Source organism: Brotaphodocola sp. (assembly GCF_050873065.1).
In the GTDB taxonomy this organism is placed as follows: domain Bacteria; phylum Bacillota; class Clostridia; order Lachnospirales; family Lachnospiraceae; genus Brotaphodocola.
Window position 1 is genome coordinate 1 of the sequence record NZ_JBNMIC010000036.1, and the last position, 23,653, is coordinate 23,653.

The window sequence follows — 23,653 nt, forward strand, 5'->3', positions numbered from 1 at the left end:
ATCACAAGATCAGTGACATAATCCAGATGGAAAAATATCGAGTCCTCTATCAATGTGCAAGGGAATGCAATGATTTTGACTCCTTTGTAAAGACCGTGGCGTAGTTTTGTGCAATTTTTCAAATTTGCTCATTTATAGTATATATAAAAAAAGCTGATGCACTCCCACGATTTTCTCTTCATAAAAAAGAATCGTAGAAGTCATCAGCTATTATAAGCAGTTTAGGTTTTATCCAAGGGAGAACTTCATTCCCTGTGTTTTAAAATATATCGCAATTTTGCAGTTCTGTCAACGAGAACCTTTCTTGTGGAGAAAAAAGCTCAGGCGATCGAAAAAGTCAACTCCTCCTACATGATTTCTGAAACATTCCCTCCAAAATGTGCTATAATAAAACGATACCTGATAAATTTTCGCATTTCGCTTACGAAAGAAATGGAGATACCAAAACCACGATGAAATTATTCCAATTACAATATTTTCAGGAGGTGTGCAACCAGCACAGCATCACGAAAGCTGCCGAATGTCTGCACGTCTCTCAGCCCGCAATCTCAAACGCAATCCGGGATCTGGAAGAGGAATTCCAGATCCGCCTTTTCAAGCGGGAAAAAAAGAAATTGATTCTCACCAAAGAAGGAACCTATTTTCTGCTCGAAATTAAGGACTTTCTTGAAGAAGAAAAGAAAATTGAGAGAAACATGAGACTTCTCAGAAAGAAAGTTACAAGCATCCGTCTCGGACTTCCCCCGATGATCAGTGCCCTTCTGATTCCTACCCTCGCGGACTTTCATCGAAAATACCCGGACATCCGGATCGAATGTTTTTACGGAAGTTCCGCTTCCCTCAGAAAATCGCTTCAGGAAGATCAGGTGGATGTCATTGTCGTGAGTGGTTCCGATCTGGACTTTGAGAATCAGGATTCCTGTCGTTTCTCCAATCAGGAAATTGTCTACTGTGTCAATGAGGAACATCCTCTGGCAAACGAAAAGAGCATTTCCATCGTCCAGACTGCCCCGGACTCCATCGTGGAAATCAAGGAAAGCTCCCATTTCCGCCATATTATCATGAAACGATACGAAGATTCAAAATGCGAACCCAACATCACCTGGTCGACGGAACAGCTTTACAACAAGCTCCTTCTTATCAAGCAGGGCGTCGCCTGTGGATTTTTATATCGCGCTATCGCAGAAAAGGAGAATGGCATTGTGCCACTCTCCCTCGATCCACCAATCTATTATGATATTGAGATGATCTGGATGAAAAACGGATATCTGTACGACAACATCCAGACGTTTCTCACCTACATAAAAGAACAGATTTCATAATCTTTATCTTTACTTCTGCTGGGCGAAGCTGTAATTTGCAGTCTCTGCCGGACCGGCATGCTTATGCTGGGACAGCGGCATAACGTGCATATTTCCGCGCTGCTCATTCTCTGCCCAGTAGATGTCGTCTGCCATCTTTGCCTCCGGGTTGAAAGTGACACCCTCAAAAATGTGCTTTACGAACTCCTTGTAGCCGACACGGTCAATCAGATGACCGCCATGCAGGTACTCCGGCTTGTAGTCCAGAGCCCATGCGGAGAACTTCTGCCAGTTTGCGAACATTCCAAGGATAACATCCTCAGTTACCCAGTTCAAGAACAGCTTACCGGAACGCGGGTTCTGCTTACCGGTACGTCCACCCAGGGTGACACGATACAGATGCGGTCCTCTGCTCCAGGCACCGGTCGGGCAGGCGATCGAACACTCACCACAACCCACGCAGCAACAGGTATCCTTATCGATCTTGCCATTCTTGTTCAGGCTCAGAACGCCGGTTGCATGATGCTGACAAGCCTCCACACAGGCGCCGCAGCCGATACAACGGTCGATGTCATAGACCTGCTTGTTGATGCCCATGATACCAAAGTCATTGAAGTTTGCCTTTACACAGTCGTTCGGGCAGCCTGCAACTGCAACTTTGATGTGGTAGTGGGACGGGAAGATCAGCTTCTCGATCTTTCTTGCCAGCTGTACGGTGTTTGCATTTCCCTTGATGCAGTGTGCATTTCCGACACAGGCCATGATATTTCTTGCACCGATCGTCGGATAACCCGCATCCTCATCGTACTCAGCAGGCTCCCCTGCGATCGTATTCATGTCCACGCCACAGTTCTCCACATCAATCTCATGGATATACTCCTTGATGTACTTGTTCACTGCCTCGATATTCTCATACTTGATTCCCGGAATATCAAAAGTCTGTCTGGTGCCGAAATGGAAGGTTCCATTTCCCCATCTCTCACAGATCTCCTGCACCATGGCCAGATGTTTCGCCTTCGTCACACCGCCCGGGACACGCAGCTGAAGCATGAACTCACCCGGTACTTTAGACTGGCGGAAACAGTTGATACGCACTTTCTTGATATCAATATCCTGATTCATAATCCTTGCCCCTTTCCTTTCCATTCCATTTTCTTAGTCAATCAGATTCTTAGCCTGTGTATAGTTGAATACCGGGCCATCCAGGCATACATACACTTCATCGATACGGCAATGTCCGCACTTACCAACTGCGCAGGACATCTTTCTCTCGAAGGATACCCAGATCTTCTCTTCCTTCGCGCCACACTTTACAGCCTCCAGACCGGTGAACTTCATCATTGGCGGCGGTCCTACGATTACCATCTCGTAATCCTCTCCAAACTCCTTTAACGGAACTTTGGAAACGAACTCGGTTACAAAACCGGTGTTCCAGCCATCCTTGTGGTCACGATCCAGCGTGTAGTAAGTGGTGAAGCGCTCTTTCCATCTCTCAAGATCCTCTTTGAAGATGATGCCTTCTTCATTCTTAAATCCGCTGATTAAGGTTACGCTCTTCACGTAATCCGGGTTCTCATAGAACATATTCAGCATGCTCTTTACCGGAGCCAGACCGGTTCCTCCGGTGATGACTACCACATGCTTGCCCTTGTACTGCTCAATCGGCCATCCGTGTCCGTACGGTCCACGCAGGAACAGATGATCTCCTGGCTGCATCTCAAAAATCTCATCGGTTACTTTACCTACGGAACGAATGGTAAACTCCATCCAACCCTCGCCATAGGAGCTGACGGAGATCGGCGCCTCGCCTACCTTCGGAATGGAGAGCTGTAAGAACTGTCCCGGCTGCGGCTTGATGTCCGTAGCAACACGGAAGGTATACTCATGAACGCTCTCACGCTTAATGCTGATGATTTCACATGCTACCGGCTTGATAATGTTATTCATTCTTCTCCACCTCTCTCTCTCACGCCTTGTCAGACTCGGCTACGATCTCATCAATCGCCTTGCCCATCTTGTTGACAGTTGCTACGATGGAGATCAGTTCCGGACAACGCTCCATGCATCGGCCGCAGCCTACGCACATATGGTAATCCTTGAAACGTGCCTTGTAGTCGTGGAATTTGTGGAGTACTTTGTAACGCATACGATCACCGGCAGTGTTGCGGAAGCTCATGCCGCCAGCCATATCCGTAAAGCCCTTGATCTGGCAGGAAGCGGAAGTACGCTTTCTCTCGCCGACACGGCCATTCTCGTTGTAGATGATATCCGTGGTGGTAAAGCAGGTACAGGTGCTGCACGCAATTGTACAAGCTCCGCAGGAGATACAACGCTTGTTGTACTCGTTCCACATCGGATGCTGTTTTAACTTGGTTAAAACGTCCTTGTTCGGGATCTCCGGAACAGTTACTTTCAGGACATTCTCTTTTACATAATCCGGCTTAAAGTCTGCCTTCTCGTCGTTCTCGAAGCATCCTGCAAAATCCGGATCCTTTACATCAACCAGAAGTCCGTCCTCGCCGAAGCGGACTGCCATGGAGTAATCCTCTGCCTTGTTGGTTCCCATGCTCACGCAGAAGCAGGTATCCCATCCTTTCGCACACTCCATCATAACGATCTTAACCTTCTCGTTCATGCGCTTGTAGTACATGCCCTCGAATCCGCCGTTATTTAAGTAGATGCGCTCCTGATGATGCTGTGCGTGAATGTCACACGGACGCATGAAGATCAGCAGCTTCTTGCTGGTTGCCTTGCTCTCGATGAACTCGTCCTCCGTGAAGTAGAACAGAGACTCGGTGATCGGAGTCAGAACCTCTTTTGCCGGGAAGTCGGATTTCTTCTTGTACTCAACTTCCTCAATCGTATTGATCTTGGCATACTTTACCAGATCGGTGTCGGAATATCTGCCCTTGCCCACAAATCGCTTCGGTGCCCAGATCTCATACTCATTCTGAAGCTTTGCCAGGATCTTGTTGGCTTCTTCAAAGCTTACTTTGTATCCCATGAAAACAACTCCTCCTCTGATTTTTTAATAAATAATTGTAAAATGAAACTCTGTCAAACAATTAAACAGTGATAATTCCGCATATAATCGCTGTTACAAGAATGACCATCGAAACAATCCACAGCGGAATAAAGCTGTGTTTCTGATGCTCCGGCAGTCCGATCTCAGAAAGTCCGATCAACAGAAATGTGGACGGAATCAACGGAGAGATCGGGCATCCGAGCGTTGTGTGACCACACATTGCTGCACGGCCGATCATCAGCGGATCAATGCCAAATGCCTGTCCAGCCTCCGCAAAGACCGGAAGAATTCCGTAATAAAAGCTATCCGGATCAAATACAAGCGTCAGCGGCATGGAGACAACTGCGAGTGCAACCGGCATATGGCGGGCAATCGAAGTCGGAAGGAACGTCACAATTCCATTTGCGATTGAACTGAGCATACCGGAATCCTTCATGATTCCAGTAAAAATGCCTGCTGCAAACAGCGTTGATGCCATCAGCATAGCCGCCTGCGCGTGACGGTCAACCAGCTTTCTCTGCAGATCCAGATCCGGATAGTTTACAAAGAACGCGATGACTGTTGCCACCATGAAACAGCCTGCCGGCGGAAGAACTGCAACCGTCAGACAGATGATCGTCGCAAGAATCAAAATTACATTAAAAAGAAACAGCTGCGGTCTCTGCAGCGCAAGCTCCTCATCGGTAAGCTTCGTCTGTTCAATGACTGCATTTCCCTTATAATCGATATTGAGGCGCTTTCTCTCTCTGAGTCCAAACCATACCGTGATCGCAAAACATGCCACAATACCGGCAATCTGAGGAAGGATCATCGGATTGTACAGCTCCTGAAGCGATACGTTCAAGGACATCGAAGCGCGAAGAGTCGGTCCTCCCCACGGAACCATGTTGACAGTTCCCTCTCCGAGTGCACAGATCGTTGCAAGAATTCTCTTGTCCATCTTCAGCTTTTTGAAGATCGGCAGCATTGCCGGAATCGTGATCAGATAGGTAACTGCTCCGGAACCATCCAGATGAGCAATACAGGTAATCACGAGCGTACCGATACAGATCTTTAACGGATCAGTTCCCACGATCTTCAGCACCTGATTGACAATCCGGTCAAATGTTCCCGCATCTCCCATAATTCCAAAAAACAGAACTGCAAAGATGAACATCGTTCCGGTTGGAGCAACTGTCTTTAAACCGCTTATCACATATTCGGAAAGTTTTGAACTCTGCCCGATGATGACACACGCAAGAATCGGAAGTGCAATCAGTGCATTCATCGTAGAAATCTTGTTGCTCAAGAGAAGAGAAACTAACAATATGATGGTTATGATTCCAACAATTCCCAAAATATCCATATACGCGAACCCCCTATACAAAATTTTGTCGGCCTGGCCGGCCATCTCAGCCCCAAATGCTCTTTTTTCTTTTGTTCAGATCATCCATCTCATTTATATAATAAAATTCCCGTCAGGTGAAATCAAAAAAACAAATGATTAAATAACTTTTGATTATCATCCAGAACCATAATCATCCTTTTTCAATGGCAGATTTTATAAGGCTTTACCCTGCCACCTGCCAAACTCCGTTTTTTTGAAAATCAGGGACATTTTTACAATATTTTGGTTATGAACTCTTAAAAAAAGATAATTTCACAAATCTGACGATCTGTTAGATAATGAGGCTACCAAATCGTTCAGGTCATCATTTTTAAGTTTCAAATTTACATGAACAGAATGTATTTAGACAATCATCATGAAAAGGAGAAGAAACGTATGGAAAACAAGAAGACTTACAAGATTGCAGTGGTAGCAGGCGATGGAATCGGAACGGAGGTAACAGAGGAGAGCCTCAAAGTTCTCCGCACACTCGAGGAACTCGACAAATCCGTGAAATTTGATTTCACCGAGTATCCGTGGGGATGTGAGTATTATTTAAAGACCGGAGAGATGATGCCGAAAGACGGCATCGAGAAACTGGGCAAGTCCGATGCGATCCTTCTCGGCGCAGTCGGATATCCTGGCGTACCGGATCACATCTCCCTGTGGGGTCTGCTGGTTGAGATTCGAAAAGAGTTCGACCAGTACATCAACTACCGTCCGTCCCTCCTGATCAATCCGGACCTCTCCCCGTTAAAGGGAATCAAGAAAGAGGACGTACAGATCAAGGTTATCCGCGAGAACAGCGAGGGTGAGTACGCAGGTGCCGGTGCATGGCTCTACAAGGGAACTCCTCACGAAGTAGTCCTTCAGGACGGTGTCTTCTCCAGACACGGCTGTGAGCGCGTTATCCGCTATGCATTTGAGCTTGCACGCAAGGAGCACAAGAAGCTGACCAGCATCTCAAAGGGCAATGCCATGCAGTACTCCATGGTATTCTGGGACAGTGTCTTCAATCAGATCTCAAAGGAATACCCGGATGTTGAGACCGACTCCCTGCTCGTAGATGCAGCAGCGATGACTCTCGTCAAGAACCCGAAGAGATTCCAGATCGTTGTAGCTCCGAACCTGTTCGGCGATATTCTGACCGATCTGGCTGCCGGAGTTTCAAACGGAATGGGTCTGGCAGCAAGTGCAAACTTAAACCCGGAGAGAAAGTTCCCGTCCATGTTTGAGCCGGTACACGGTTCCGCACCGGATATTGCAGGCCAGGGCAAGTCCAACCCGCTCGCTTCCATCTGGTCTGCTGCCCTGATGCTCGAATTCCTGGGCGAAAAAGACTGGGCTGACCGCATCGTAAAGATCATTTATGATGTTGTAAATGAGAAGAAAGTTCTCACACCGGATATGGGCGGCACTGCAACCACCTCTGAAGTCGGAGATGAGGTTGTAAGAAAGTTAAAAGAAGCCTAAAAACCGAAAAAACGCTTAAAAAAGCAGTAAAAACAATAAACTAAACCTTCATGCTATTGCCATAAAAATATAAAACCCCAACCAAAAAAGAGCCGGGAGAAAGAATTCTTTCTTCCGGCTCTTTCGCTGTATCGCAAAAAGCTCCGGCGAACGAGTTTGCGGGACTTATTGCGTCGCCGGAGCGTAACTTCACCATATTTTCGCCGTGCCATCTCGCTTCCGCTTCGCTCCAGCTCGATGTGGGCTGGCGCAATAGGCTTATAGCTATGCCAGGTTTGTATACCCCATCAGGAACTTATCCACTTCTTTTGCGACTTCTCGTCCCTCATGGATTGCCCACACGACGAGGGACTGTCCGCGGTGCATATCTCCTGCCACGAAGACTTTCTCCACATTCGTCGCATATTTTCCGGCCTCTGTCGCAACGTTTGTGCGGGCATTTAACTCCACACCAAACGCATTTGCCACGTACTCCTGCGTTCCGAGGAAGCCTGCTGCGATCAGCACAAGATCTGCCGGCACTTCGCGCTCAGAGCCCTCGACTGCGACCATCATATTTCTTCCGGTCTCCGGATCTTTCTGCGGAACGAGGTTGATCAGGACTGCCTTGCAGACTTTTCCGGTCTCATCCTTGATAAACTCCTTCACCGTTGTCTGGTAGACGCGCGGATCTTCTCCGAATACGGCAATCGCTTCCTCCTGACCATAATCAGTTTTCAGCACTCTCGGCCACTCCGGCCAGGTGTTGTTTGCCGCACGGGTCACCGGCGGTTTCGGCATCATCTCGAGCTGGGTGACGGATGCACAGCCATGACGGATCGAGGTTCCGACACAGTCGTTTCCGGTGTCACCGCCGCCGATGACGATGACGTGCTTGTCTTTCGCGGAGATGTAGTTACCATCCTCGAGATTGGAATTTAACAGGCTCTTCGTCGTGGATTTGAGGAAATCCACCGCAAAATAGATGCCTTCTGCCTCACGGCCCGGAACCTGGATGTCTCTCGGATTCGATGCTCCACATGCAAGAATGATGCTGTCGTACTCTTTCTTGAGTCTTCCTGCCTTGTAGTTCTTGCCGACATCTGCACCGGTCATAAAGCGGATGCCCTCCGCCTTCATCACCTCGATCTTGCGGTCGATCACAGACTTCTCGAGTTTCATGTTCGGGATTCCGTACATCAGCAGTCCGCCGACGCGGTCCTCTCTCTCAAACACGGTTACATTGTGGCCGCGCTTGTTGAGCTGATCTGCGGCTGCGAGTCCGGACGGACCGGAACCGATGACGGCAATCCGCTTCTCGGTGCGCACTCTCGGCGGGCACGGACCTGCCTCTCCGGTCTCATAGGCGCGCTCAATGATCGCGTGCTCATTCTCCTTGATTGTAACCGGATCTCCGTTTAAACCACAGGTACATGCGGCCTCACACGGAGCCGGACAGACACGGCTCGTGAACTCCGGAAAACTGTTTGTCTTTTTCAGGCGGTTGTATGCCTGAGACCAGTTTCCTGTGAAGACCAGATCGTTCCACTCCGGGCAGAGGTTGTTAAGCGGACAGCCTGAGACCATTCCGCCGAGTACCATGCCGGACTGGCAGAAGGGAACGCCGCAGTCCATGCAGCGTGCTCCCTGTTTTCTCTGCTGTTCCTCTGACAGAGAGGCATGGAATTCATTGAAGTTCTTAATTCTCTCTAACGGAGCCACAGCCTTGCCATTGGCTCTGTCATACTCTAAAAATCCTGTTGGCTTTCCCATGTTCTCTCTCCTCCCTACTTTCTCATGTTGGCATAGAATGCCTCGATCTGTGCCTGCTCACTGCTGAGTCCCTTTTCTTCCATCTGGACAATCGTGTTGAGCATCCGGCGGTAATCATGCGGCATTACCTTCTTGAATTTCGGCAGATACTCTCCGAAATGATCGAGGATGTATTTGCCCTTTTCCGAGTTGGTGTAAGCGACATGTTCCTGAATCATCTCTTTTAACTCAAGAACATCGTACTTGTTTGTTACCTCCTCGAGAGAGACGAGAGATTTGTTGAGTCTCTTGTAGAGATCACGTTTTTCATCCAGAACATAGGCGATACCACCGCTCATGCCCGCTGCAAAGTTCTTGCCGGTCGTTCCGAGGATGACAACACGTCCACCGGTCATGTACTCACAGCCGTGGTCGCCGACACCCTCGACAACAGCGGTCGCACCGGAGTTGCGGACACAGAAACGCTCACCGGCAACACCGTTGATGAATGCTTTACCGCTCGTCGCGCCGTAGAGGGCAACGTTACCGATCACGATGTTGTCTTCTGCCTTGAACTGTACTCCCTTCGGCGGGTAAACGACGAGCTTTCCGCCTGACAGACCCTTTCCGAAGTAGTCGTTGCTGTCGCCGACAAGTTCGAGAGTCAGACCCTTCGGGATGAAGGCTCCAAAGCTCTGTCCGCCGCTTCCGCTGCACTGGATCGTGAACGTATCTTCCGGCAGTCCGTCCGGATAATGACGGGTGATCTCTGATCCGAAGATTGTTCCGAGCGCACGGTCCACGTTGGAGACATCGACCTGAAGTCCCTTCTTCTGACCGTTCACAAGTGCGGTCTTGAGTTTCTTCAAGAACACCTGCTCATCGATCGTCTTGTCGAGCTTGAAATCGTACTCCACCTTGTCGTGATAACCGCGAAGCGGCTCTCCCTCATACGGATTGTTCAGGATATTCGAGAGATCGACCTTATTTGCACGGGCATTCGGGATGTGATCCTTCTTCTTGAGCAGATCGGTGCGTCCGACAAGTTCATCGACCGTGCGGATTCCAAGTTTTGCCATGTACTCGCGGAGTTCCTGAGCGATGAAGTGCATGAAGTTCACAACATACTCCGGCTTGCCCTTGAAGCGCTTTCTCAGCTCCGGATTCTGCGTTGCGATGCCGACCGGACAGGTGTCGAGGTTGCAGACACGCATCATCACGCATCCCATTGTCACAAGCGGAGCCGTCGCAAATCCGAACTCCTCTGCGCCGAGCATCGCTGCGATCGCAACGTCACGCCCGGTCATCAGCTTTCCATCTGTCTCAAGGATGACCTTATCGCGCAGTCCGTTCATGATCAGCGTCTGGTGTGCCTCTGCGACACCGAGTTCCCACGGAAGACCTGCATTGTAGATCGAGTTTCTCGGAGCTGCACCGGTACCGCCATCAAAGCCGGATACGAGGATGACCTGTGCACCTGCCTTTGCAACACCGGCAGCGACGGTTCCGACACCAGCCTCCGATACGAGCTTGACAGAGATTCTCGCTCTCGTGTTGGAGTTCTTCAGATCGTAGATCAGCTGTGCCAGATCCTCGATCGGGTAGATGTCATGATGCGGTGGCGGGGAAATCAGGCCGACACCGGTTGTTGAGTGACGGGTCTTTGCTACCCACGGGTAAACCTTTCCGCCCGGAAGCTGACCGCCCTCACCAGGTTTTGCACCCTGGGCCATCTTGATCTGGATCTCCTGCGCGCTCACGAGGTAGCGGGAGGTGACACCGAAACGGCCGGAAGCGACCTGCTTGATCGCAGAACAGCGGTTGTTGTTCTTCGGGCCCGGAACGAGACGGTCTAAGCTCTCACCGCCCTCACCGGTATTCGACTTGCCACCGAGACGGTTCATCGCGATTGCCAGAGTCTCATGTGCTTCCTGGGAGATCGAGCCGTAAGACATTGCTCCGGTCTTGAAACGCTTCACGATCGAGTCAACGCTCTCGACCTCATCGATCGGGATTCCACCGTTCTCATCGAACTTGAAATCGATCAGGCTGCGCAGGTTGACCGTCTGCTCTTCCTCATTGAGTGCATGGCTGTACTCCTTGAAGATCTCATAGCTGTCTGTCCACGCTGCCTGCTGGAGCAGATGGATCGTGCGCGGATTGTAGAGATGTTCCTCCTGTCCGGCGCGCTCCTTGTGGCTTCCGACACTCTCGAGTGTCAGATCGGAATTCAGACCGAGCGGATCAAATGCACTTGAGTGGAGTGCATCCACATCGTTTGCGATATCCTCGAGTGTGATGCCACCGACACGGCTGACCGTGTCCGTAAAGTACTTGTCCACAACATCCTTGGAGATACCGATTGCCTCGAAAATCTGAGCTCCCTGATAAGACTGGATCGTCGAGATACCCATCTTCGATGCGATCTTGACAATTCCATGAAGAACAGCAGAGTCGTAATCGTTGACTGCTGCATAGTAGTCCTTGTCGAGCATCTTTGACTCGATCAGGTAATGCACGGACTCCTGAGCCAGATACGGGTTGATCGCACTCGCACCGTAGCCGAGAAGCGTTGCAAAGTGATGAACCTCTCTCGGCTCACCGCTCTCAAGAATCAGTGCCATCGAGGTGCGCTTCTTCGTCTTTACAAGGTGCTGCTGAAGAGCAGATACCGCAAGCAGGGACGGGATCGGCACACGGTTCTCATCGATGTCACGGTCGGACAGGATGATGATGTTGACGCCGTCGCGGTGTGCACGGTCTACCTCGAGGAAGAGTCTCTCAATCGCCTTCTCAAGAGAAGTGTTCTTATAATAAGTGATCGGGATCGTCTCAACCTTGAATCCCGGCTTGTTCATGTACTTGATCTTCAGAAGGTCGGTACAGGTCAGAATCGGGTTCTCCACTTTCAGGATGTGGCAGTTGCCCGGCTTCTCCTCAAGGACATTTCCCTCCTCTCCGACATAGACGGTTGTAGAGGTGACGATCTCCTCACGGATCGAGTCGATCGGCGGGTTTGTTACCTGAGCAAAGAGCTGTTTGAAGTAGTTGAACAGCGGCTGGTGCTTCTTGGAGAGCACGGCAAGCGGGCTGTCCGCACCCATCGCAGAAACTGCCTCAGCGCCGTTGAGCGCCATCGGAAGGATCATCGTGCGGTATTGCTCATACGTGTAGCCGTAGGTCTTCTGAAGTCTTGCACGCTGGTCTTTCGTGATCTCCGGCACACCCTTGTTCGGGATCGGCAGGTTTTTCAGCTCAACGAGATTGGAATCAAGCCACTCGCCATAAGGCTGGCGGGAAGCGTAACGGTTCTTTAACTCCTCATCTCCGACAAGCTCTCCCTTCACGGTATCGATCAGGAGCATCTTTCCCGGGCGCAGGCGCTCTTTCTTCACAACATGAGACTGCTCAATGTCGATTGCGCCGACCTCAGAAGCAAGGATCACCTGATCGTCATCCGTGATGTAGTAACGGGAAGGACGCAGACCATTTCGGTCAAGCACGGCACCCATCACATCACCGTCGGAGAACACGATCGAAGCCGGGCCATCCCACGGCTCCATCATCGTCGCATAGTAGCGGTAGAAATCCTTTACCTCCTGCGGCATCGACTTGTCGTGCTGCCACGGAGCCGGAATCATGATCATGACTGCCATCGGAAGCTCCATGCCACTCATCACCATGAACTCGAGCGCATTGTCGAGCATCGCGGAGTCGGAACCTTCCTGATTGATGATCGGGAGTACCTTGTACATATCGGACTTGAAGAACTTCGTCTCCATGTTCTCCTCGCGCGCCATCATCTTGTCGACATTTCCACGGATCGTGTTGATCTCACCGTTGTGGACGATGAAACGGTTCGGATGGGCACGCATCCAGCTCGGGTTCGTGTTCGTGCTGAAACGGGAGTGAACCGTCGCGATTGCAGACTCATAATCCGGATCCTGAAGATCCTCAAAGAAAAGTCTCAGCTCTTTTACAAGGAACATACCCTTGTATACAATCGTTCTGCTGCTCATCGATACGACATACGTATCATCGTTACTCTGCTCAAACACACGGCGGGCAACGTAGAGACGACGGTCAAAGTCGAGTCCCTTCTCCACGTCTGCCGGCTTTCCGATAAATCCCTGTACGATGTAAGGCATCTTTGCGACTGCCTTGTCACCGATCAGTTCCGGATGAGTCGGAAGGTCACGCCAGCCGAGGAACTTGAGTCCCTCCTTCTGCACGATGATCTCAAGCATCTTTTTCGCCTGATTTCTCGCAAGCTCGTCCTGCGGGAAGAAAAACATGCCGACGCCGTACTCGCGCTCTCCGCCGAGCTCGATTCCAAGCGGTTTCGTCACCTTTTTGAAAAATTTGTGGGAAATCTGAAGCATGATTCCGACACCGTCACCTGTCTTGCCCTCTGCGTCTTTTCCGGCGCGGTGCTGAAGGTTCTCCACGATGTGAAGTGCCTGGTCTACCGTTCTGTGAGTCTTAATGCCTTTGATGTTGGCAACTGCTCCGATACCACAGTTGTCATGCTCAAATCGGGGATCGTAAAGACCCGGAGCCTTTTTGGGTGTTCTCTGATCGCTCTCCATTGCTCATTTCCTTTCCGTATAAGATGTCTCAGAGTGTGCCCCGGGGATAAGGGGAATGATATCGGCACACTCTCGTGGTTAAAAATGCTGGTGATTTTTAATGATAATGATAATACTACAAGATTTTCCGTTTGTAAATATTTTTTTGCAATAAGTTGTCAGATAATTGGAGAACTTAATATTCTAAAGTTAATAGTCTGTCTTTTTCAGAGTTTTTTTAATTAGTGCCAGAAGTTGACAGACTTTTCGTTCTTTTTCGGTTCGTGTATGCGGACAGATGTGCGCTCATCGCGTATTTTCTTAATTTTCTTTTGTGAGAAATCTTTTCAATTTAGAAAATCTTTCGAGTTCATGCGCTGCACAATGACAATACTTCACATTCCCAACCGGCAAAATCTGCATCTCTCCGCAACACGTTTGAGCAGAAAAACCCCAAAAGCTTCAGGAACGATTGCGGACAACACAAAAACAGGCTCTGCGCGCTTCCTCCTCGAAGCACACAAAGCCTGTCTCTCTTTTTCACAAAATCTTAAAAACTTAAACTCTTCTAATCGCCAGACGCGCGCCGCTCTTACAGCTCGCCCAGTCCGCTCTCGATTGCCTTGCTGATGGTCTCCATTGCAGCTGCCTCATCTTCGCCATCGCATACCAGATTGATCTCGGTGCCGGACTTGATTCCTGCTGCCATTACATTCAGTACGCTCTTTGCGACAACTTTCTTCTCTCCGCACTCAATGAAAACATCACATTTGAACTTCATTGCAGTCTGAGACAGAACACCAGCTGGTCTTAAATGCAGTCCTGACGGGTTTACTACGGTAATTTTCTTACTAAGCATGGCTCAAAATCTCCTTTTTTATTATAATATCTCCCTCAAATTCCTGCGGATAAGCTTGGAATTTCTAATTAAAAGTTTATTACAATTTGCCCGAAGTGTCAAGTTAAAACACCCATTAATCCGTCATTTTGTTACTGTTCACGCATTGCGCAAACAGCAACGGATTTTGCCGATGCTTCGCATTCCAAATCGGCAAAATCTGCTACCACCACTGTATCATACGGCATTTTCAGTTCAGAAAATGCCTACCCGTGTACATAACATCATTTTTCCTGCATTCTCGCCTCTCTCTCAAGCGCCTCCGCCTTCGAGAACACACAGCCGCAGTAATTCTGCCGGTAAAGCCCATATTCCGCCGAGAGTTCAACCGAACGCTTGTAGCCGTTCTTTTTCTTGAAATCGGACGGAAGATGGCTGACCTTGTAGATTTCTCCAAGTTCCTCCCCGATCTCATTGAGCTTCTGCGCGTTCTTTAACGGGCTGATCGTCAGCGTCGTCGCAAAATAGTCGAAGTCTCCCTCCGACGCGAGTTTTGCCGCCTCCTCTAGGCGCAGGCGATAGCAGCGGAAACACCGCTCTCCGCCCTCCGGCACCTTCTCATAACCCCTGCTGATCTCATAAAACCGCTCCGGCTCGTAGGCGCCGACCTCAAGGTTAACCGGATGGATCACCGGAAGCTCGGCAATCAGCTTTTTCAGTTCTTCCACCCGTTTCTCATACTCCTCCTGCGGGGAGATGTTCGGGTTGTAATAAAATACCGTGATGTCAAAATACTTTGACAGATATTCCAGAACGTAACTGCTGCAAGGTGCACAGCAACTATGCAGCAAGAGCCGGGGAACCCGGCTCTTGTTCTGGTTTTCTTCTATGATCTTTTCCAGTTCTTTCTGGTAATTTCTGCGATTCATCTACACGCTCCATACCTTTGCGCTTATACGCTCTTTTCTGTTTTAAGGTCCTTTTAGAAAACCTGTATTTATTCTCTTTCCAGATTCAAGCCAATGCTTACAGGAAATCACGAATCCGCTTGCTTCTCACCGGATTGCGCAGTTTGCGCAGGGCCTTCGCCTCAATCTGACGAATACGCTCACGGGTAACGTTGAACTCCTTGCCGACCTCCTCAAGAGTGCGCGGATGTCCATCCTCAAGACCGAAACGCAGGACGATGACCTGACGCTCACGCTCCTTTAAGTCGCCCAGAAGCGCATCGATGTGCTCTCTGAGCATGACAGACTCTACATTTCCCTCCGGGGTCACAACATTGTTGTCCGCAACGAAATCACCGAGGTTGGAGTCATCCTCCTCACCGATCGGGGTCTCAAGGGATGCAGGCTCTCTTGCGATCTGCATGATCTCCATAACCTTATCCTCGGACATCTCGAGTGCATCTGCAAGCTCTGTCACAGACGGCTCATATCCCAGCTCCAGAGTCAGCTTTCTCTGCATCTTGGACATCTTGTTGATTGTCTCAACCATATGAACCGGCACACGGATGGTACGAGCCTGATCTGCAAGCGCACGAGTCACAGACTGACGGATCCACCAAGTCGCATATGTACTCAGCTTGTATCCCTTCGTATAGTCAAATTTCTCTACGCCCTTAATCAGACCGAGATTTCCCTCCTGAACCAGATCCAGGAAGCTCATGCCTCTGCCGGTGTAACGCTTTGCAATGCTGACTACAAGACGCAGGTTTGCCTCAATCAGACGCTCCTTCGCATGCTCGTCACCCTCTGCCTTGCGCTTTGCCAGAGTGATCTCCTCATCTGCACTCAGCAGCGGAACGGTGCCGATCTCTTTTAAATACATCCGGACCGGATCCTCTGTTCCAATACCTTCCAGAAGATCTACTGCATCCAGTTCGATATCTTCTCCATCTTTCAGGAAGTTGTCGTCCATGTCGATGTCATCATCATCAAGAAGAAGCGGTTCCTCCGCCAGCAGGTTATCATCGATTACAGGGACAACATCAATCCGTTTCTGCTCAAGGTAGTTGTAAATCTGTTCCATCTGCTCCGGAGACAGATCATCGCCGACAAAGAAATCATTGATTTCTGTGACATCCAGTGCATTGTGCTTCGTTTTGGCAACTTCCACCAGCTTTTTCAGCTTTTCCAAAAAATTGTCTTTTTCCACAGTAACATCCTTTCGCTTGAAGTGTCAAAGCGGAACCTATCTCCGCCTCTCTACTGCTCATAACCGCCCGACCCTTGACAAATCCAGATTCCCATCACCTTTCTCTGTCATCTGTTCGGCACGGTCAAAATATGCCATAGAAGAAAATTCCATGGCATAATAAATTCCTACACAACTAATCATTATATAACAGCAGGTTGCGGATTTCAACATTTTTTTCTCAGTTCTTTTGTTTTTTAAGTCCTAAATATCCATATTTTTGCGAATATTCAGGCATCGCAGAAGATTTCTGATCTTAACGTCCGTCCGGCTCCCGCCAAACTCCCCGTCAAGCACCCAGTCGACCGCTTCCTCCGACTCAATCTCGATCGATGAGGTCCGGAACTTGTAGACCAGCTCACTGTCCGCCTCCTCTGTCAGAAAGAGCTCCGATACGATCGCACTCAGCTCTAACGGCGTCTTCGGAGTCCGGATCAGAAGAACCTCAAAAAGTCCATCGTCGAGGGCGACATTCTGGTTAATCAGTCCTTTGAATCCGCCCACGCTCGTCGTGTTCGTCACCATGCCGAAGATGAACTCGCCCTCGAGCGTCCCCTCTTCCCAGGTCACTTTCATCTGATACGACTTGATCGAGGCGAGACTCTTCACACTCTCAATCATGTATGCCTGATGTCCCAGAACATTTTTCCGGTCCTGCGGAGTCATGTATGAGACTTCCGTGAAAGCCCCGAACCCCGCGACATACACAAAATACCGATCCTCACAGAACAGGCCGATATCGATCGGAACCGCTGTTCCGCGGACTGCGGTCTCTGCCGCCTGAAGTACCTGCTTCGGGAGCTTCAGACTCGCGGCAAAATCATTTGTGGAACCGCCCGGAATGTATCCGATCTGCGGTCTGCGCTTCTCCTCGATCTCCATGATACCGGAAATCGTCTCGTTCAGAGTGCCGTCTCCGCCGCTGCACACAATCAGATCGTACTTTGCGCCCTCCTTCGCCGCGGTATTCTTCGCGTCCTTCGCCGCCTGCGTTACATGAACCTGTACATGATATCCTTCCGCCGAAAAGAGATCCAGAATTTCAAGAAGTTTTCTGCGAATCCGCTCCCTGCCCGACCTGGGATTAATGATAAAAAGCATACGTTTTTTTGTGCCCATAATACTGTCACCTGCCTCTTTCACTCTTCTGCTGATCTTATCCCTTTCACTCATTCCCAACGAAACAAATTACCTACTTTCCAGTTTCTCTCAAAATCTCTTTTGTATACCCCGCAAACGCCCCCGGAAGCGGATAAATTTCCAGCAGCTCCCTGCGCTTTGCACAGAGGAAGCGGTCCGGAAGCGCTCCGGAGAGTGCAACCCGGTATCCGATCATCCTCCACTCGACATGAGAAAAAATGTGTTTTGTCTTCGGAAGCACCTCAACGGAAACAACCTGCTGCGGGTCAAAATCAAAGATTTCCGCGAGTTCTTCCTCCTTCAGCTGTCCCTCCACATTCGGAAGCTCATAGAGCCCTGCTAGCAGCCCCTGATCGGGTCTCTTCGCAATCGCAATCTCGTGATTTCCACTCTCGAGAATACAGACCGTGCGCTCCTCGACCCTGCGCTGCTTCTTCGGTGTCTTAACCGGAATCTCTCCCACAAGATTCCGGCGGTGTGCCAGACACACCGACTCAAACGGACAGAGACCACATTTCGGCTCGCCGTTTGGCACGCAGACAATCGCCCCCGTCTCAATGAGTCCCTGGTTGAATTCGCTCGCGCACCCAGACGGAATCACCGCCTGGACCAGCGCCTCGACATGACGCCGCGTCGCCGGTTTAAGGATGTCCTCCCGGCTTGCCATGACTCTCGAGATCACGCGAAGCACATTTCCATCGACTGCCGGAACCGCAATCCCAAATGCAATCGAGGCAATCGCCCCCGCCGTGTAACTTCCGATTCCCGGAAGTTTCAGCAATTTCTGGTAATCGGCAGGAATCACCCCGCCGTGTAGTTCCATGATTTCCTCCGCTGCCTTTTTCAGATTTCTGGCACGGCTGTAATAGCCGAGTCCCTCCCAGAGTTTCATCAACCGGTCATCGGAAACCTCCGCAAGATCCGCAACCGTCGGAAGCGCCTCCATGAAACGCTCAAAATAAGGCTTTACCGCCTCCACCCTCGTCTGCTGGAGCATAATCTCGGAAATCCAGACACGGTACGGCTCCGGCTTCTCCCTCCACGGGAGGATTCTGCGATTCTTCTCATACCAGAAAAGCAGAGGGCGGACACCCGCGCGCAGACGCTCTTCGTCTGTCATCGGGTCCTTTTCGCTCTCCGCAGTCTGAATGTGATCATACAGATGGGCGAGCAGCTCCTCCTGCTTCTCTATCTCTTCCCTATACATATCCATAAACGCCCCGCACGGACACCTCGCCTGACATCACTTCCCGCCTCTGTCCGTCTGTCTCGACAATCAGCTCACCGGTGTCGGTGATTCCGTAAGAAGTCCCGATGTAATCCCCCTTCGGTGCGAGTACCTTGACTTCACGCCCCATATTGACAAGACGGGAATTGTACTCCTCCTTGAGCAGACTCAAATCGAGAGTCTTTTTGAATGTCTCATAGAATTCTTCCCAGGCCTTCAGCACAGCGGCGGCAAGCGGTGCGCGGCGCACCGGGTGACCACACTCAATCGCAATCGAGGTCGCTGTCTTACGGATCTCCTCCGGAAATTCTCTCGTGTTGACATTGATGCCGATTCCGACAACGACATAGCGGATGCTGTCCTCCTCCGTGCTCATCTCTGTCAGAATTCCGCAGATCTTGCGTCCGTTCACAACAATGTCATTCGGCCACTTGATCTGACAGTCAAGACCAGTCTCCTCGCGGACTGCCTTCTCCACTGCCATCGCCGTCACAAGCGTCAGCATCGAGGCGTATTCCGGTGCAAATTCGGGTCTTAAAAGAAAACTCATCCAGATTCCGCTTCCTCTCGGAGAGGTCCAGCTGCGCCCTCTGCGCCCTTTTCCTGCCGTCTGAATCTCCGCAATCGCAAGAGTCCCGTCCGGCGCTCCGTTTTCTGCCATGCGCCGAATCTCATTGTTCGTGGATTCAATCACATCCAGAAATCTTATGTTTCGTCCAAGACGTTCCGTCTCGAGCACACTCGCAATCTCCGCCTCGGACAATACATCCCCGGCGCCGCAGAGCCGGTATCCACGGCTTCTGACCGCCTCAATATCGTAGCCTTCTTCCCGAAGCTGCCCGATGACTTTCCAGATCGCCGTGCGCGACACTCCGAGCCGGTCACACAGTTCCTGACCGGAAACATATCCGTCCGTCTCCTTTAAGCATGTCAAAATTTCTGTCTTCACTCTCTACCTCCAGATACTGACAGCGCTGATGATCCCGACTGTCAGAAGAAATACCGCAAGCAGTCCATACAAAAGACCTGCCGTCCGGCCCCTCCGGTCATGTCCCGCTGCCCGAAAACGGAACCAGCCGTTGACACCATTTAAAAATGATGCCAACCAGAATACCGCCGGAAACAGGATCCGGTTCTTCACCGGATCCAGAAAAGCCAGCACCACACAGATCACGACGAGGATCCCCACCACGATATGAAGCATATCCAGAATCATCGCCATGCTGCGCGGATTTCTCTTTTTTTCCTTCAAAATCATCCCTGCTCTCCAAGCGTGGCAACCATAACCGCCTTAATCGTATGCATGCGGTTCTCTGCCTCCTCAAAGACTCTTGAGCACGGTGCCTCAAATACCTCATCGGTCACTTCCATGTCCGTGATGTTGAATCTCTCGCCCATCTCCTTGCCGATCTTCGTCTTCAGATCGTGGAATGCCGGCAGACAGTGTAAAAAGATTGCCTGCTCTCCCGCATTCTTCATCACATCCATCGTTACCTTGTACGGGCTGAGTTCATTGATTCTCTCCGTCCATACCTCATCCGGCTCTCCCATCGATACCCAGACGTCCGTGTAAATGACATCTGCGCCCTTGGTTCCCTCCATCACATCCTCAGTCAGCGTGATCGTGCCGCCGGATGCCTTTGCGTACTCCTGACACTGTGCGACAAGCTCCTCATTCGGGAAGTACTTCTTCGGCGCACATGCCACAAAGTGAAGTCCAAGCTTGGAGCAGACTACCATCAGGGAATTTCCCATATTGTAGCGCGCATCGCCCATATATACCAGCTTTACGCCCTTGAGACGGCCAAGCTGCTCGCGGATCGTGAGCATATCAGCAAGCATCTGGGTCGGATGGTACTCATTCGTCAGGCCGTTCCAGACTGGTACTCCTGCGTATTTTGCCAGCTCCTCGACGATCTCCTGGCCGTAACCGCGGTACTCGATTCCGTCATAGATTCTTCCAAGCACGCGTGCGGTATCCGCAATGCTCTCTTTCTTTCCGATCTGAGAACCGGTCGGATCCAGATAGGTGGTTCCCATTCCCATGTCGTGAGCGGCAACCTCAAAAGAGCAACGGGTTCTGGTACTCGTCTTCTCAAAGATCAGAGCGACATTTTTTCCTCTCCAGTGATCAACAAGAACTCCCTCTTTCTTTTTCTTCTTCAGATCTGCTGCCAGATCCAGAAGATAAAGAATCTCCTCCGGTGTAAAATCCTTCAGTGTAAGAAAATTTCTTCCCTTTAAATCCATGACTTTATCCTCCCTGTATCTCAACTTTCAAAATTTTCAAAATTTTATTTACTGTCCCTGTTCTTCCTTTGCGACCTCCACGACAGACTTCACCAGACCTGCCATGTTCTGGATCTCCGACGGAATGATGATCTTTGTCGCCTTTCCGTCTGCCGCTGCCGCAAATGCCTCGAGACTCTTGAGGCGCAGAACTGCCTCATCCGCACCCGCTTCCTTGAGGAAGCGAAGTCCATCTGCATTCGCCTTCTGCACTTTCAGGATTGCTTCCGCCTCACCTTCGGCCTCACGGATCCGCTTTTCCTTCTCCGCCTCCGCATGGAGGATTGCAGCCTGCTTGTCAGCCTCCGCGTCGAGAATCGCAGACTCTTTCTTACCCTCTGCGACAAGAATCGTCGACTTCTTCTCACCTTCTGCGCGCAGGATCGCCTCTCGGCGCTCTCGCTCTGCTTTCATCTGCTTCTCCATCGCATCCTGGATCGCAGCCGGCGGAATGATGTTCTTGAGCTCCACGCGGTTCACCTTGATTCCCCACGGATCTGTCGCCACATCGAGAGAAGCGCGCATCTTTGTGTTGATCGTCTCTCTCGATGTCAGCGTCTGGTCGAGCTCAAGGTCACCGATGATGTTTCTCAGCGTCGTCGCCGTCAGGTTCTCGATCGCCATGATCGGATTCTCAACGCCGTATGCGAAAAGTTTCGGATCTGTGATCTGGAAGAACACGACCGTATCGATCCGCATCGTAACGTTATCCTTCGTGATAACCGGCTGTGGTGCAAAATCGACCACCTGCTCTTTTAAAATCACTCGCTTTGCCACGCGGTCAATAAACGGCATCATGATATGAACACCCACAGACCAGGTGTCCATATAAGCACCGAGACGCTCCACAACAAGCGCCTGAGCCTGCGGAACAATGCGCACACAGGAAGCCAGCACCATCAAAACGATAATCAAGAGCAGCATAAAAATGATCAGTCCCATAGATGTTACCTCTCTTTCTTTGTCTCTTTCTTTGCGCTTACAATCAGTTTCACACCTTGGATTTTCCGGATCTCTGTCATTGTTCCGGCAGGATAAATATCTCCGTCATGTTCTGCCCTGGCCGTCCATTCCTGTCCGTTCACCACTGCGGTTCCCGTATCTTTTTCATTGTCAATCTCAACAGTCACACGCGCTTCACGCCCGATCAGGCTGTCCGCATTTGTCTTTTCCGTATGTTTGATACAGCGCATCGCAAACGGACGCGTGAGAAACAACATCAAAAAAGAAATCAGCACGAAACCGGCCAGCTGAACTCCTGTGCTCAGGCCAAACAGAGACAGCAGAAATCCCATAAATGCGCCTCCGGCGAACCAGATTGTCGTCAGTGCCAGCGTCGCAATCTCAATCGCAATCAACACGACAAAGACAATCAGCCAATAGATTGGTGTCATTTCAGGAAACCTCCTTTCCGGTCCGGTCTCATCTCCGGAATCCTATTTTCTTATCATACTATAATTCTAAATCCTTTACAATCCCCCTGCGCTGGCGTGCTGCCTCGAACATCAGGACGGAAGAAGCAACTGCTGCATTCAGGGATTCTACCTTTCCGCACATCGGAATTCTCACCCAGATGTCTGCCTTTGAGGCGGTCTCCTCTCTGAGTCCGCTCGCCTCATTTCCGATCAGAAATGCACTGTCTCCCCTGTAATCTTCCTGATCGTAGGAATTCTTTCCATCAAGATGGGCGGCAAACATACGGATCTTCTTCGCCTTCAGCTCGGCAAGAGCGGCATCGAGATCATCGACATACACGAACGGAACGCGCAGAATCGATCCCATCGTGGAACGGATAACCTTTGGATTGTAGATGTCCGCGGTGGAAGCATCCATGATGATTCCCGTGACTCCGGCTCCCTCGCCTGCACGCACGATCGTTCCGAGATTTCCCGGGTCCTGAAGATGTTCCAGCACCATCAGAAGTGCCGGTTTTCCAGTCTCCGCCTGCGTCTTTGTGACTTCACCCAGATTGTAGTGGTACTGGCGCACAAGAGCCAGAACACCCTGTGGAGACTGGGTATCTGACATTGCGCGAAATACCTCATCGCTGACAAGCTCGACATGGCGGACGCCTGTTTTCAGCGCTGTCGCCTCTTTTCCCTTTGCAAAACTCTCTGACATATAAAGGGTGTGGATCCGGTCTTTCGGAATCTCCACACACATGCGCAGTCCCTCTGCGACGAAGAGGTCTTCCTCCCGCCGCGTCTTTGCCTTTTTGACAAGTGCGCTTACATATTTTACCTGTTTGTTTGTTGTGCTGCTGATCACTGCAAAAATCCTTCCTTGTCTAAGTTATACGAAAGAGCTCCTCCAGCGGATAAAGTCATGCAAACGCCCATGCTTACGCGGTACATAAGCATGGGCGGATTTTGCCAATGCTTCGCATCTTAAATTGGCAAAATCCCACAACATCTACTTTATCATACGGTATTTTCGGTTCCGAAAATACCTACCCATAGGATAATAATAGTTCAACTACTCCGGGTTCGATGTAGCGG

General features: G+C 50.4%; 19 protein-coding genes and 1 riboswitch. Of the genes, 2 read left to right on the forward strand and 17 right to left on the reverse strand.

Annotation, left to right across the window (positions count from 1 at the left end; genetic code table 11):
• Window positions 1-187: 187 nt before the first annotated feature.
• Window positions 188-262: riboswitch (Fluoride riboswitch) on the reverse strand.
• A gap of 190 nt (window positions 263-452) precedes the next feature.
• Entirely contained in the window at window positions 453-1,322 is an 870-nt protein-coding gene (locus ACR0QE_RS09820) for a LysR family transcriptional regulator (protein WP_432628179.1), read from the forward strand.
• 9 nt (window positions 1,323-1,331) lie between these two features.
• Here ACR0QE_RS09820 and asrC read toward each other — a convergent pair whose 3' ends face one another.
• The 4 genes from asrC to ACR0QE_RS09840 all read right to left on the reverse strand — a co-directional run bounded on the left by asrC (window position 1,332) and on the right by ACR0QE_RS09840 (window position 5,671).
• Complete coding sequence (asrC, locus tag ACR0QE_RS09825) at window positions 1,332-2,423, reverse strand: sulfite reductase subunit C (protein WP_432628180.1); 1,092 nt, start codon at window positions 2,421-2,423, stop codon at window positions 1,332-1,334.
• Between the two features lie 33 nt (window positions 2,424-2,456).
• Window positions 2,457-3,248, reverse strand: a complete 792-nt coding sequence (gene asrB / locus ACR0QE_RS09830; RefSeq protein WP_432628181.1) for an anaerobic sulfite reductase subunit AsrB — start codon at window positions 3,246-3,248, stop codon at window positions 2,457-2,459.
• 19 nt (window positions 3,249-3,267) lie between these two features.
• On the reverse strand, window positions 3,268-4,305 hold the full coding sequence (asrA, locus tag ACR0QE_RS09835; RefSeq protein ID WP_432628182.1) for an anaerobic sulfite reductase subunit AsrA: 1,038 nt from the start codon (window positions 4,303-4,305) through the stop codon (window positions 3,268-3,270).
• Between the two features lie 61 nt (window positions 4,306-4,366).
• Window positions 4,367-5,671: a CitMHS family transporter gene (locus tag ACR0QE_RS09840; RefSeq protein ID WP_432628183.1), complete on the reverse strand. Its 1,305-nt coding sequence runs from the start codon at window positions 5,669-5,671 to the stop codon at window positions 4,367-4,369.
• Between the two features lie 417 nt (window positions 5,672-6,088).
• On the opposite strand from ACR0QE_RS09840, the gene ACR0QE_RS09845 reads away from it, so the two are divergent.
• Window positions 6,089-7,165: a tartrate dehydrogenase gene (locus ACR0QE_RS09845; protein WP_432628184.1), complete on the forward strand. Its 1,077-nt coding sequence runs from the start codon at window positions 6,089-6,091 to the stop codon at window positions 7,163-7,165.
• A 264-nt stretch (window positions 7,166-7,429) separates the two neighbouring features.
• Here the strand turns inward: ACR0QE_RS09845 and ACR0QE_RS09850 are convergent, their stop codons facing one another.
• From ACR0QE_RS09850 to ACR0QE_RS09910, 13 genes are all read right to left on the reverse strand, one after another.
• Window positions 7,430-8,917 (reverse strand): glutamate synthase subunit beta, encoded by a 1,488-nt coding sequence (locus ACR0QE_RS09850; protein WP_432628185.1) that lies wholly within the window; start codon window positions 8,915-8,917, stop codon window positions 7,430-7,432.
• Between the two features lie 14 nt (window positions 8,918-8,931).
• Entirely contained in the window at window positions 8,932-13,485 is a 4,554-nt protein-coding gene (gltB, locus tag ACR0QE_RS09855) for a glutamate synthase large subunit (RefSeq protein WP_432628186.1), read from the reverse strand.
• 571 nt (window positions 13,486-14,056) lie between these two features.
• On the reverse strand, window positions 14,057-14,323 hold the full coding sequence (locus ACR0QE_RS09860) for an HPr family phosphocarrier protein (protein ID WP_177976893.1): 267 nt from the start codon (window positions 14,321-14,323) through the stop codon (window positions 14,057-14,059).
• A 263-nt stretch (window positions 14,324-14,586) separates the two neighbouring features.
• The gene (locus tag ACR0QE_RS09865) at window positions 14,587-15,231 is read right to left on the reverse strand and encodes an epoxyqueuosine reductase QueH (RefSeq protein ID WP_432628187.1); all 645 of its coding nucleotides are present in this window, start codon (window positions 15,229-15,231) and stop codon (window positions 14,587-14,589) included.
• A gap of 97 nt (window positions 15,232-15,328) precedes the next feature.
• Complete coding sequence (gene rpoD / locus ACR0QE_RS09870) at window positions 15,329-16,459, reverse strand: RNA polymerase sigma factor RpoD (RefSeq protein WP_432628188.1); 1,131 nt, start codon at window positions 16,457-16,459, stop codon at window positions 15,329-15,331.
• Window positions 16,460-16,702: 243 nt separating this feature from the next.
• Window positions 16,703-17,617, reverse strand: coding sequence for a diacylglycerol/lipid kinase family protein (locus ACR0QE_RS09875; RefSeq protein ID WP_432628189.1), 915 nt, complete (start codon window positions 17,615-17,617; stop codon window positions 16,703-16,705).
• Between the two features lie 73 nt (window positions 17,618-17,690).
• Entirely contained in the window at window positions 17,691-18,851 is a 1,161-nt protein-coding gene (mutY, locus tag ACR0QE_RS09880) for an A/G-specific adenine glycosylase (RefSeq protein ID WP_432628190.1), read from the reverse strand.
• Entirely contained in the window at window positions 18,838-19,815 is a 978-nt protein-coding gene (locus ACR0QE_RS09885) for a biotin--[acetyl-CoA-carboxylase] ligase (RefSeq protein ID WP_432628191.1), read from the reverse strand. Before ACR0QE_RS09885 ends, mutY begins: the two co-directional genes overlap by 14 nt.
• Window positions 19,816-19,818: 3 nt before the next feature.
• Complete coding sequence (locus ACR0QE_RS09890) at window positions 19,819-20,124, reverse strand: DUF6637 family protein (RefSeq protein ID WP_432628192.1); 306 nt, start codon at window positions 20,122-20,124, stop codon at window positions 19,819-19,821.
• Window positions 20,121-21,116, reverse strand: coding sequence for an ornithine carbamoyltransferase (gene argF / locus ACR0QE_RS09895; protein ID WP_432628193.1), 996 nt, complete (start codon window positions 21,114-21,116; stop codon window positions 20,121-20,123). Before argF ends, ACR0QE_RS09890 begins: the two co-directional genes overlap by 4 nt.
• Window positions 21,117-21,164: 48 nt before the next feature.
• On the reverse strand, window positions 21,165-22,097 hold the full coding sequence (locus ACR0QE_RS09900; protein ID WP_432628194.1) for an SPFH domain-containing protein: 933 nt from the start codon (window positions 22,095-22,097) through the stop codon (window positions 21,165-21,167).
• A 5-nt stretch (window positions 22,098-22,102) separates the two neighbouring features.
• Window positions 22,103-22,549 (reverse strand): NfeD family protein, encoded by a 447-nt coding sequence (locus tag ACR0QE_RS09905; protein WP_432628195.1) that lies wholly within the window; start codon window positions 22,547-22,549, stop codon window positions 22,103-22,105.
• A gap of 58 nt (window positions 22,550-22,607) precedes the next feature.
• Window positions 22,608-23,423 (reverse strand): TrmH family RNA methyltransferase, encoded by an 816-nt coding sequence (locus ACR0QE_RS09910; protein ID WP_432628196.1) that lies wholly within the window; start codon window positions 23,421-23,423, stop codon window positions 22,608-22,610.
• Window positions 23,424-23,653 lie beyond the last annotated feature (230 nt).